The organism is Gelidibacter salicanalis, from assembly GCF_016469035.1.
GTDB classification, from domain to species: Bacteria; Bacteroidota; Bacteroidia; order Flavobacteriales; family Flavobacteriaceae; genus Gelidibacter; species Gelidibacter salicanalis_A.
In genome coordinates this window covers 104733-117502 of sequence record NZ_JAEHJZ010000010.1, presented here as the reverse complement: position 1 = coordinate 117502, position 12770 = coordinate 104733, and the positions used below count along the sequence as shown (strand labels likewise).

Genomic DNA, 12770 nt, shown 5'->3' with positions numbered 1-12770 from the left:
ATTGAAATCCTCGTCTTGAATAGGCACGAGAGCGAAGGTTATATAAGATTCTCAAAACAATGGAAATCTTAAATACTTCTGCGAAAAATATCAGTATTTGAAATTCTTTTATCAAGTGGTTTGGGACACTATCTTAAATAATAGTTGTATTTTCAGTCGCTTAATTTACTATATAAAACTTCTAGAAATGAAAAGACTATTTTTAGGCCTATTCCTTTTGTGCGCTATGCTAACTGTAACCGCTCAAGAGAAAAATGCAGTTATTGAAAACATGATTAAAGAAGCCACTGAAAATTCCCAGTTGGAAAATTTAGGGCATGAATTACTGGACGTTATTGGTCCGCGTTTGGTGGGCACACCTGAAATGAAACAAGCTCACGATTGGGCTGTGGCAACGTATGAAAAATGGGGAATCCCAGCAGAAAACCAACAGTATGGCGAATGGAAAGCTTGGCAACGTGGTATCAGCCATATCGATATGGTATCACCTCGTATTCAAAGTTTGGACGGTATGCAATTGGCATGGAGCCCAAGTACAGGTCCAAAAGGCATAACTGCTGAGGTGATTACCCTTCCCACCGTAAAAGATTCAATGGAATTTAAAAATTGGTTGAAAAATGCCAAGGGTAAGTTCGTAATGATTTCGGAGTACCAAATTACAGGAAGACCAGATTATAACTGGGAAGAATTTGCAACGCCAGAATCTTTTGAAAAAATGAAAAAAGATCGCGATTCGTTGTCTAAAAATTTTCAGGATAATATGCGAAGAACAGGATACAATTCTCGTTCTATCATTGAAGCTTTAGAAAATGTAGGCGCTGTAGGTATTGTATCTTCGTATTGGTCAAAAGGATTTGGAGCGAATAAAATATTTGCTTCAAGAACCAAGAAAATCCCAACCATTGATCTGGAGCTGGAAGATTATGGCATGCTGTACCGTTTGGCAGAATATGGTGATAAACCGAAAATTAAAGTGGTAGCGGAGTCTAAAGATTTGGGCGTAGCACCCACATTTAATACAGTGGCACAAATAAAAGGAAGTGAAAAACCAGACGAATATGTGATTCTTTCAGCACATTTTGACTCTTGGGATGGGGCTACAGGTGCAACAGATAACGGCACTGGTACTCTTGTGATGATGGAAGCCATGCGTTTATTGAAGAAATTTTACCCTAACCCAAAACGTACCATCTTAGTGGGGCACTGGGGAAGTGAAGAACAAGGTTTAAATGGTTCTCGTGCTTTTGTTGAAGATCATCCTGAGATGATAGAAAATATCCAAGCGGTATTCAATCAAGACAATGGTACAGGACGTGTGGTAAATATGAATGGTGCAGGATTTTTACATTCTTATGAGTATTTGACCCGTTGGTTAAGTGCAGCGCCTAAAGAAATCACAAAGCATATTGAAACGCATTTCCCTGGCTCTCCAAGTGGCGGGGGTTCAGATAACGCCTCTTTTGTAGCGGCTGGCGCACCTGCATTTAACTTGAGTTCCTTAAACTGGTCTTATTGGAATTACACCTGGCACACCAACAGAGATACGTATGATAAAATTGTATTTGACGATGTGAGAAGCAACGCCATCTTAACAGCTATTTTAGCGTATATGGCTAGTGAAGACGATACCAAAGTTTCAACTGAAAAAATCATATTACCGGTAAGTGAACGTACAGGAAAGCAACTAGAATGGCCAACACAACGTTCTCCAGAACGTAAAGGCGGATTGGATTGATTTTCAAGAATAGAGTTCATAAAAAGAAGGAGTCTCAAAACTAAAACAAGTCCTTGAGAATTGCATATTTGAGATGTGTTCTCCGGTAGGAGTCCGAATGTAAAACAGAAAAAGAGGCTATTTCATGAGTTATGAGACAGCCTCTTTTTGTTTATAAGTCTTAATTCTAAAAGCGCAGCGGTCTTAATTATAGCAGCGCAGCGGTCTCTATTCTATTCAGAAATTCCAAACGCAGCCTTCACTTTCTCTACATAATCCAATTTCTCCCAAGTAAACAACTCTACGTCAAGAGTGACAGTTTTCCCATTAAATTGCTCAAAAGTTTTAGAAACTGTTTCATTAACGCGTCCCATATGGCCATAAGCAGCCGTTTCACTATACATGGGTTGACGTAAATTTAAACGTGTTTCAATGGCGGCTGGACGCATATCGAAAATTTCGAAAATTTTCTCAGCAATCTCTCCGTCCGTCAAGTTAAACGGGCAGGTGCCGTAAGTGTCCACATATATAGAAGTCGGTTTTACAACGCCAATGGCATAGCTTACCTGAACCAAAATTTCGTCACATAAGCCTGCAGCTACTAGATTTTTAGCAATATGACGCGTAGCATAAGCAGCACTTCTGTCTACCTTACTCGGGTCTTTTCCGCTAAAAGCACCACCACCATGGGCGCCTTTTCCGCCATAGGTATCTACAATAATTTTGCGTCCTGTAAGTCCGGTGTCGCCATGTGGTCCTCCAATAACGAATTTCCCTGTAGGATTGATATGGTAGGCAATATCCTCATTAAATAACACCTGAATATGTTCAGGAAGTCCGGCAACAACTCTCGGGATCAAAATATCAACGATATCTTTTCTGATTTTTTCTAACATTTCAGTTTCAGCGGCATCAACATCAGCTTTAGAACTTGATTTGGGTTTTACAAAATCGTCATGCTGGGTAGAAATCACAATGGCATCAATGCGCTGCGGCACGTTGTCATCGCTATATTCAATAGTCACTTGACTTTTGGAGTCGGGACGTAAATATGTAATGACCTTTTCTTCTTTACGTAAAGCTGCCAATTCAATCATCAACCGATGTGAAAGATCTAAAGCCAGAGGCATATAATTTTCAGTTTCGTTTGTGGCATAGCCAAACATCATGCCTTGGTCTCCAGCGCCTTGCTCTTCTTTATTAGCTCTGTCCACACCTCTATTGATGTCTTCAGATTGTTCATGAATTGCAGAAAATACGCCACAAGAATTGCCATCAAACATATAGGCACCTTTGGTGTACCCAATTTTATTAATGGTATCTCTAGCTATCTTTTGAACGTCTATGTAGGTGTTAGACCTTACTTCTCCAGCAAGAACAACTTGTCCTGTAGTGACTAAGGTTTCACAAGCTACTTTTGAGTCTTTATCAAAAGCTAAAAAATTATCGATTAAAGCATCACTAATTTGATCTGCTACTTTATCTGGGTGTCCTTCAGACACACTCTCTGAAGTAAATAAATACGCCATAACCTTTTATTTATTATAGGTTTACGGAAGATTTGACGTTGCGCGTCGAAGGTAGTTTACACTGCCTTTAGCATTTTTAATCTCCTACTTGATAGGGGATCTCGTCCTCGGATTTTCCGATTCAGAAGAGGTTGCAATCAGTCAAATCTTTCCTCTCAATTAATATGAGGCAAAAGTAAAAAAATTAAACGGATGGCAAATCCTTTTAATTTTATTTCATTTAAAATTAACGTTTGGATTTTTTTTGAGTGAGAATTGTTTTAGATAAAACCCTTGTATGCCCTAGGGTAATGCCTATTTTTTTGCAAAGTCTAGATTGCTTTTTTTAAAATTAAACCTTAATTAATTTGGAATTGTAACATTTGTGTTGCAATATTTGCGTTCACAAAGTTCAAAACTTATTGAAGTGTTATCAAGAAAGGCAGAGGGATTAGACCCGACGAAGCCTTAGCAACCCTCTAGCAATAGAGAAGGTGCTAAATTCTACTTAATTGCTGATTCATTTATCGGGCAATTGGATAGATAACTAAACATAATTACTCATCTGTAATTATAATTTTCTTTTTAACATTTTTCTATTTGGTACGTCAGTGATGATGCATTTGTCCCGATAGCTCGGGATTGTTTTAATTCATTTATTAACTCAAAAAACTAGAAAAATGAGTACACACAAATTCGCAACCCAAGCGTTGCACGCAGGACACGATGTTCAAGCAAATGGAGGCACCAGAGCAGTGCCTATTTATCAATCTACAGCGTATGTTTTTAAAGATTCTGACCATGCAGCAAACCTCTTTGCATTGGCAGAACCAGGAAACATTTACACCAGAATAAACAACCCTACAAACGACATTTTAGAGCAGCGCTTAGCAGCACTCGATGGCGGCATTGCAGCCGTGGTTACCGCTTCAGGAACCGCAGCTATTGCCACAACCTTATTAACACTCTTGAGAGCTGGAGACCATATTGTGGCGTCTAGTAGTTTGTATGGTGGAACTTACAATTTATTGAGCGTGACATTGCCAAGACATGGCATTACCACTACTTTTGTAGATCCTTCTGATCCTGAAAACTTTAATGAAGCTGCTCAAGAAAACACAAGAGTGTTCTTTATTGAATCTTTAGGAAACCCAAAATTAGATGTTTTGGATATCAAAGCCATTTCTAAAGAAGCTAAGGCGCATAAAGTGCCCTTGATTGTAGACAATACCATTGCCACATCATACTTGGTAAAACCTATAGAGCACGGTGCTAATATTGTTATTCATTCCTTAACAAAATATGTAAACGGTAATGGGACAGCCCTTGGAGGTGCCATTATTGATGCCGGAACTTTTGATTGGGCCAATGGTAAATTCCCTGAGTTTACAGAGCCATCGGCAGGATACCACGGTTTGGTATATACTGATGTTCTAAAAGAAGCCTCATTTATTGCAAAAGTACGTATTGAAGGTTTGCGTGATTATGGTTCAGCGTTGAGTCCGTTTAATGCCTTTCAAATTATTCAAGGGTTGGAAACTTTAGAATTGCGTATCAAGCAACACAGTAAAAGTGCTTTGGAATTAGCCAAATGGCTACAGGAACAAAAAGAGGTAACTTGGGTCAATTATCCTGGTCTTGAGAGTAGTCCGTATAAACCTTTAGCAGAAAAATACTTGCCTGAAGGTCAGAGTGGATTAGTGACTTTTGGAGTTGTTGGTGGCTATGAATCTGCAAAAACTATTGCCGATAAAACGGAGTTATTCTCGTTATTAGCAAATATTGGTGACACCAAATCGCTAATTATTCATCCAGCTAGTACGACGCACCAACAATTATCGGTAGAAGCTCAAGAAGCTACTGGAGTCACAAAAGATTTGATCCGCTTGTCCGTTGGTCTAGAGCATATTGATGATTTAAAAGCCGATTTAACACAGGCATTTAAAGTAGTTAAGGAAAATTTGTTAAAAAATTCATCTAACTAATACATAAGATAATCATGAGCGATTTAATATTTAGTGTGCAAGGAGAAAGCTCGTCAGCGGCGAAATTTATTGCTAAAACAAGACAGTTTAAATTAGTTGTCGATGAACCGGAAGATTTAGGAGGCACTGATGAAAATGCAAATCCAGTAGAATATTTATTAGCTGGTTTAGCGGGGTGTATCAATGTGGTTGGTCACTTAGTTGCCAAAGAATTGGGGTTTTCAATTAAGAAGTTAACTATTGAAATTTCAGGAAATATAAATCCCAATAAATTATTTGGATCTTCTAATGATGAACGAGCAGGCTTTAAGAAAATTGATTTAAAGTTAATTCCAGAAACAGATGCTTCAATAGAGATCTTGGCAGAATGGTTGAGAATTGTTGAAGACAGATGTCCTGTTAAAGATAACTTAACCAATATAACACCTTTAAATGTGAGTGTAGAAAAACAATTTGCAATTCAATAAATGTCAGAATTAAATTATATACAAATTCAGAATTTCAAATTAGAAAGTGGTAAGACAATCTCTTTAAAATTGTCTTACCAACTTTTTGGTCAAGCTTTAGGTACGGCACCTATTGTATTGGTTAATCATGCCCTGACGGGAAACAGTAACGTGGCGGGAGAGGGCGGCTGGTGGTTGGACCTTATTGGTCTTGATAAAGTCATTGATACTAATGTGTATACCATTTTGTCATTCAACATTCCTGGAAACGGTTATGACGGATTTGTGATTGAAAACTATAAAGATTTTATAGCACGAGATATTGCCAAATTATTTTTAGAAGGCTTGAAGCAGCTCAAAATCAATAAGATTTTCGCCTTGATTGGTGGATCATTAGGTGGCGGAATTGCTTGGGAAATGGCATTTTTGGCTCCAAAATTGGCAGAACACCTCATTCCTGTGGCAACCGATTGGAAGTCGACCGACTGGCTCATTGCTAATTGTCAAATTCAGGAGCAGTTCTTGGTCAATTCAAGCAATCCTGTGCATGATGCCAGAATGCATGCTATGTTGTGTTACAGAACACCAAAATCATTTAAGGAACGTTTTCAACGTAGCAAAAATGACGCTTTGGAAATCTTTAATGTAGAGAGTTGGTTGCTACATCATGGTAATAAATTACAGGAACGCTTCCAATTATCAGCTTATAAACTAATGAATCAGTTGTTGAGAACGATAGACGTTACCAAAAACAATGGCGATAATGCCGACATTTTAAATACCATCAATTCTAACATCACGATTGTTGGCGTCGATTCAGATTTGTTTTTTACAGCTGAAGAAAATCGAGAAACCCAAAAGCAATTGGCGTTAATACATCCGAATGTGACCTACAGTGAAATCAATTCAGACCATGGACACGACGCTTTTTTAATAGAATTTGAACAATTGGAAAAAATTATAGAGCCCATTTTTAGGCCTAATACAGCAAACAAAAAGATGAAAATATTAAAGTTTGGGGGAAAATCTTTAGCAAATGGTGAAGGTCTGCAACGCACCATTGCCATCATAAAGAAGAAAGTAGAAGAGCAAGAGAAAATTGCGGTTGTGGTTTCCGCTCGTGGTAGTGCTACTAACGATTTAGAAACTATTTTGAACAAAGCGTCTTACAGAGAAACCTATCAAGATGATTTTGAGGCTTTTAAAGCTTACCAGTCAGAGCCTTTAAGAACGGTTGATTTTACTGCAGAGTTTTCAGCGTTGGAAAACATATTCAAAGGTGTGACCCTTTTGGGGGATTACAGTGATAAAATAAAAGCCGAAGTTTTAGCCTCTGGCGAAATTATTTCGTCTAAAATGATTGCAGCTTTATTAAAAGCTGAGAACATCAATGCCAACGCGACAAATGCTACAACGCTTCTTAAAACAGAAGGGGATTATCTCAATTCGCAACCTTCTGAAAAAATTTCCCGAGAAAATGTTCTGGCACATTTCAAAAATTTCAATGGCACAATTGTTAATGTAGTGACCGGTTTTATTGGTTCAAATGCAAAAAATGAAACCACTTTATTGGGAAGAAATGGCAGTAATTATTCGGCTTCTTTATTGGCCAATTACTTAGATGCGGAAGAGCTTCAAAATTATACGCATGTCAATGGTATTTATACTGCCAATCCAGATTTGGTAGCCGATGCACAAAAAATAAGGGAATTGTCATTTGCCGAAGCCAATGAGCTTGCCAATTTTGGAACCACAGTTTTACATGCAAAAACCATTATTCCCTTATTGGAAAAAAATATCAAACTCCGAATTTTAAATACGTTCAATTCAGATGATGAAGGGACGTTGATTTCGGCAAAAGCCAATTCTAAAGAAGTGACGTCTTTATCCGTTTTGGACAACGTGGCGTTGTTAAACCTAGAAGGACGTGGCTTACTTGGAAAAGTAGGTGTTGATGCTAGAATTTTTAAGGCTTTGAGCCAGCATAATATCAGTGTCAGCATCGTGTCTCAGGGATCTTCAGAACGAGGGATCGGTTTGGTAATTGATGCTGATAAAGCCACCCAAGCGGTGATCGCTTTAGAACGCGAGTTTGAAAATGATTTTTACTCGCAAGATGTCAACAAAATTGAAGTAATTGATGACGTATCAGTAATTTCCATAATTGGGATTGAGTTGGGGTCGTTTCATAAACCGTTCAATGCCCTGATCAAAAATCAGATCACGCCGTTATTATTCAACAATACCGTTACTGGCAGAAACGTTAGTTTGGTGGTGCGTAAAAAGCATTTGCACAAAGCCGTTAATGTCATGCATGGTGAAGTTTTCGGGATTTCAAAAAGAATCAATATTGCCATTTTTGGACACGGTGGCGTTGGCGGTGCCTTGATCAATCAAATTCTGAAGTCAACGAATGATATTGAAAAGCGAAAAGGCATTAGCTTGAATATTTTTGCAATTGCCAATTCCAAACAGGTACTTTTAAATAAAAAAGGTGCAGATGAGAACTGGAAAAACACTTTAGAAAACACGTCAAAAGGCTATACCGTTGAAGATATAATCGACTTTTCAAAAGCACATCATTTGGAGAATCTAATTGCTGTGGACAATACGGCCAGCGCTGAGTTTTATACTAATTATATCCCATTGGTAGAGGCTGGTTTTGATTTGGTGTCTTCCAACAAAATTGCCAATACCATTTCTCATGATTTTTATACAGAACTCAGAAAGAATTTAGATCAAAATAAAAAGAATTATTTATACGAAACTACGGTTGGTGCGGGTTTGCCGTTGATTGATACCATCAAATTATTGCACGAGTCGGGAGAAAATATCACACGTATTAGAGGGGTGTTTTCAGGCACCTTAAGTTATCTGTTCAATAATTTTTCAGTTCAGGATAAACCGTTTAGTACCATCATTAAAGAAACTATTGACAAAGGCTTTACCGAGCCAGATCCTCGTGAAGATTTCTCAGGAAATGATGTAGCAAGAAAACTGCTGATTTTGGCGAGGGAGCTCGATTTGCAGAATGAGTTTGCGGATATTTCTGTTGAAAATCTCATTCCAGAAGCTTATCAGGAAATTCCGACATCACAATTCTTAGAACAATTAGAGGTTTTAGATGATAAATTTCAAGCGATAAAAGACCAACAAAAAGAAGGTCATGTGTTGCGCTATGTAGGCGATCTATCAGGAGATTTATCGCAAGATAAAGGGAATTTGGAGGTCAAATTGGTATCCATTCCTCTAGATAGCACTTTAGGTCATATCAAAGGTTCTGACGCTATTTTTGAGATCTTTACAGAATCTTATGGTGAGCAGCCTATCGTCATTCAAGGTGCTGGTGCAGGAGCAGAAGTTACCGCAAGAGGTGTTTTTGGAGATATCTTGAGATTATCAAAACATATTAATTAATACCCTGTCCCCTCGAGCGTAGTAGAGAGGTTTTAAACTAGAGATCTCGACTGCGCTCGATCTGACCAATAGAATCATATGATGAGTAGAGAAAACAAATTTGAAACCGACGCGATCAGAACACAAATGGAACGTTCAGAATTTTTGGAACATTCCACACCACTACATTTAACTTCCAGTTTCGTTTTTGAAGATGCTGAAGACATGCGTGCTTCTTTCGCTGAAGAAAAGGAACGAAACATTTACAGCAGATTTACGAATCCGAACACCTCAGAATTTGTAGATAAAATGTGCAAGCTTGAAGGGGCGGAGAGTGGCTATGCGTTTGCAACGGGAATGGCCGCAGTGTTTTCAACCTTTGCCGCCTTATTGAATGCCGGGGATCACATTGTGTCGGCGCGCAGTATTTTTGGATCTACACATACGTTATTCACCAAGTTTCTACCCAAATGGAATATAGAAACGAGCTATTTTAAAGTGGGTGAGGTTGACAACATTGAAAGTCTGATTCAGTCCAACACCAAGATTTTATATGTGGAAAGTCCCACAAACCCAGCAGTAGATATTTTAGATTTAGAAGAATTAGGACAGATTGCCAAAAAGCACAATTTAATATTCATTATTGACAACTGTTTTGCGACACCTTACCTTCAGAATCCCATAAAATTTGGTGCCGATTTGGTTATTCATTCGGCCACAAAACTAATTGATGGGCAAGGACGTGTACTAGGAGGTGCCACCGTCGGAAGAGCAGATTTAATTCGAGAAATTTATCTGTTTTCAAGAAATACCGGTCCAGCATTGTCGCCATTTAATGCTTGGATTCTTTCCAAAAGTTTAGAAACTTTAGGAGTTAGGGTAGATAGACATTGTGAAAATGCACTTAAAGTGGCTGAGTTTTTAGAAACGCACAGCAAAGTAGCATTAGTGAAATATCCCTTTTTAAAATCACATCCACAGTATGCCTTGGCTAAAAAACAGATGAAACAAGGTGGTAACGTTGTTGCGTTTGAAGTGAAGGGTGGGATAGATGCGGGACGCCAGTTTTTAAATCATCTCAAAATGTTATCGCTTTCAGCAAATCTGGGAGACACCAGGTCAATAGCCACCCATCCTGCAAGTACCACCCATAGCAAATTGAGTGAAGCAGACCGATTAGAAACTGGAATCTCTGACGGACTGGTGCGTATTTCAGTGGGATTGGAACATGTGGATGATATTATTGCCGATTTAAAACAAGCTTTGGCATATGTATAAAAAAAGTATCTTTGCGGCATGCTTTCAAAAAAGACGAAATACGGAATTAAGGCCCTAACCTATCTGGCCAAACGAGAGACAGGCGTTCCAGTATCGATTGCGACGATCTCTCAAATGGAAAATATTTCGCTTAAATTTTTAGAAACCATCCTACTGACCCTTCGTAAAAGCGGACTGCTAGGGTCTAAAAAGGGAAAAGGAGGCGGTTATTATCTCCTTAAGGATCCTAAGGAAATTAAATTGTCAACGGTCATGAGAGTTTTGGAAGGTCCAATTGCCATGATACCCTGTGTAAGTTTAAATTATTACGAAAAGTGTGCTGATTGCCCTGATGAGGCGGCCTGTGCCGTACATCATCTGATGATTCGGGTGCGGGATAGTAACTTAAAAATTTATGGAGAAACATCCTTAGCTGATTTAATCAAATATTAAATTCGCAAAAAAAACCTATTATTTTTATTGAATTCGGGTTGTCCTGTTTAAAATTAATCTCTAGGTTTGCATAATGCCCTACTAGTTCTATAGGACTATAATAAAGTAATAAAATATTTTTAAGAATGGAGACAACTTTTGAAACTCATATAACAAAAGAACACAACGAAACTATCACGAATACGAACGTGGAAACCAAAGAAAACATCAAAAGAACCTTGCTGAAAACCATCAGCTGGCGCGTTGTAGGCACCTTGGCAACCGTGGTCATTTCTTATGTGATTACCGGCACTTTAGCCTTGGCATTTTCAATAGGCGCTATAGAATTGGTTTCAAAAATGATCTTATACTTTTTTCATGAACGCGCTTGGAATACTATAAAATGGGGAAAATAATGGAGATCAATTTAAAACATATCAATAAGGAGTTAAGCACTAAAACACCATCGGAAATCATCCAGTGGGCAGTTGGGTTTGCAAATAACCCGGTGGTAACTACCAATTTTAGACCTTACGAAGCGGCTATTTTGCATGCCGTCATCACCGTTAAAAAGGATTTGAAAGTCATATGGTGCGATACGGGTTATAACACCCCACAAACGTATAAGCATGCTGAGGTGGTTATAGCACAACTGGATTTAAACGTCCATTTATATGTGCCCAAACAAACCACCGCACATCGCGAAGTTGTATTGGGGATTCCTCATGTTGATGAACCAGAGCATAAACTATTTACGGAGCAGGTAAAACTAGAACCTTTTAAAAGAGCAATGGCAGAACACCAACCTGATTTGTGGTTTACAAACTTGCGCAAAGGACAGACGGCTTTTAGAGATAGCATTGATATTGTCTCTCAAGGGGCTGATGGAGTTATCAAAGTCAGCCCTTTTTACAACTGGTCGGATGAAGCGCTTGATAAGTATTTAACTGATAACAATCTGCCTAATGAGTTCAAGTATTTTGATCCAACAAAGCAATTAGAGAATAGAGAATGTGGCTTACATGCCTAAAAAATAGACTTATGACAAAAGATACCTCAAAAGTTAATCCGTTAGAAAATGAAGCTATTTATATCATTAGAGAAGTGGCTGCGCAATTTGAAAAACCCGTCCTATTATTTTCTGGTGGAAAGGACTCCATCACTTTGGTAAGATTGGCGCAAAAAGCCTTTTATCCTGCAAAAATACCGTTCCCCTTAATGCACATTGATACCGGTCATAACTTTCCTGAAACCATCGCGTTTAGAGATGCGCTGGTAAAAGAATTGGGATTGGAATTAATTGTGAGAAATGTTCAGGATTCTATTGATGAAGGAAAAGTAAAAGAAGAATCTGGCAGATATGCCAGCAGAAACAGTCTTCAAACCACAACGCTTTTAGATGCTATTGAAGAATTTAAATTTGATGCCTGTATTGGAGGGGCCAGAAGAGACGAAGAAAAGGCGAGAGCTAAAGAACGTATTTTTTCTGTAAGGGACGATTTTGGACAATGGGATGAAAAAAATCAGCGCCCAGAATTGTTTGATATGTTGAATGGTCAAATTAATTTGGGACAAAATGTACGCGTGTTTCCTATCTCCAACTGGACCGAGTTGGACGTGTGGTCTTATATCGAAAGAGAAAACATTGAAATTCCGTCCATCTATTTTGCCCATACCAGAGAAACGTTTTTAAGAGATGGATTGATTTGGTCTTCAGATGATGAGGTGGTATACAGAGATGAAAATGAATTGGTTGAAGAACGATTGGTACGCTTTAGAACGGTGGGCGATATGAGTTGCACCGCTGCAGTACTCTCAGATGCAGCTGATATTGCTTCTGTAGTACAGGAAATCAGAGATTCCACCATTTCAGAACGTGGTGCGCGTATTGACGATAAACGCTCAGAAGCCGCCATGGAGAAAAGGAAACAACAGGGATACTTCTAAATATAAGAAGTTAGTACAAAGCATTGAGTACTAAGAGTATCATCGCATTATAATAAACATATAAGTATAACCAAGGTAAATTCTT

10 protein-coding genes and 1 riboswitch are annotated in these 12770 nt (G+C 38.4%); of the genes, 9 read left to right on the top strand and 1 reads right to left on the bottom strand.

The genetic code is table 11. The features are described 5' to 3' along the window. The first annotated feature begins 187 nt into the window (after positions 1-187). The gene (locus JEM65_RS06520; protein WP_199598139.1) at positions 188-1735 is read left to right on the top strand and encodes a M20/M25/M40 family metallo-hydrolase; all 1548 of its coding nucleotides are present in this window, start codon (positions 188-190) and stop codon (positions 1733-1735) included. Between the two features lie 212 nt (positions 1736-1947). On the opposite strand, the gene metK is transcribed toward JEM65_RS06520, so the two are convergent. Next, the gene (gene metK / locus JEM65_RS06515) at positions 1948-3243 is read right to left on the bottom strand and encodes a methionine adenosyltransferase (RefSeq protein ID WP_199598138.1); all 1296 of its coding nucleotides are present in this window, start codon (positions 3241-3243) and stop codon (positions 1948-1950) included. A 406-nt stretch (positions 3244-3649) separates the two neighbouring features. Next, positions 3650-3772, top strand: a riboswitch (SAM riboswitch). A 130-nt stretch (positions 3773-3902) separates the two neighbouring features. On the opposite strand from metK, the gene JEM65_RS06510 reads away from it, so the two are divergent. The 8 genes from JEM65_RS06510 to cysD all read left to right on the top strand — a co-directional run bounded on the left by JEM65_RS06510 (position 3903) and on the right by cysD (position 12685). Then, positions 3903-5207 carry an O-acetylhomoserine aminocarboxypropyltransferase/cysteine synthase family protein gene (locus tag JEM65_RS06510; RefSeq protein WP_199598137.1) on the top strand — a complete coding sequence of 435 codons (1305 nt, stop codon included), beginning with the start codon at positions 3903-3905 and terminating at the stop codon, positions 5205-5207. A 14-nt stretch (positions 5208-5221) separates the two neighbouring features. Continuing rightward, entirely contained in the window at positions 5222-5674 is a 453-nt protein-coding gene (locus JEM65_RS06505; protein WP_199598136.1) for an OsmC family protein, read from the top strand. Further along, positions 5675-9070 (top strand): bifunctional aspartate kinase/homoserine dehydrogenase I, encoded by a 3396-nt coding sequence (gene thrA, locus JEM65_RS06500; RefSeq protein ID WP_199598135.1) that lies wholly within the window; start codon positions 5675-5677, stop codon positions 9068-9070. Between the two features lie 81 nt (positions 9071-9151). Beyond that, positions 9152-10327 (top strand): trans-sulfuration enzyme family protein, encoded by a 1176-nt coding sequence (locus JEM65_RS06495; protein WP_199598208.1) that lies wholly within the window; start codon positions 9152-9154, stop codon positions 10325-10327. An 18-nt stretch (positions 10328-10345) separates the two neighbouring features. Further along, positions 10346-10759 carry an RrF2 family transcriptional regulator gene (locus JEM65_RS06490; protein ID WP_199598134.1) on the top strand — a complete coding sequence of 138 codons (414 nt, stop codon included), beginning with the start codon at positions 10346-10348 and terminating at the stop codon, positions 10757-10759. A 125-nt stretch (positions 10760-10884) separates the two neighbouring features. Further along, the gene (locus JEM65_RS06485; RefSeq protein WP_199598133.1) at positions 10885-11154 is read left to right on the top strand and encodes a DUF2061 domain-containing protein; all 270 of its coding nucleotides are present in this window, start codon (positions 10885-10887) and stop codon (positions 11152-11154) included. Further along, on the top strand, positions 11154-11768 hold the full coding sequence (locus JEM65_RS06480) for a phosphoadenosine phosphosulfate reductase domain-containing protein (protein ID WP_199598132.1): 615 nt from the start codon (positions 11154-11156) through the stop codon (positions 11766-11768). The genes JEM65_RS06485 and JEM65_RS06480 overlap by 1 nt, the downstream gene beginning before the upstream one ends. A gap of 11 nt (positions 11769-11779) precedes the next feature. Further along, positions 11780-12685, top strand: coding sequence for a sulfate adenylyltransferase subunit CysD (cysD, locus tag JEM65_RS06475; RefSeq protein ID WP_199598126.1), 906 nt, complete (start codon positions 11780-11782; stop codon positions 12683-12685). The last annotated feature ends 85 nt before the right edge of the window (positions 12686-12770 follow it).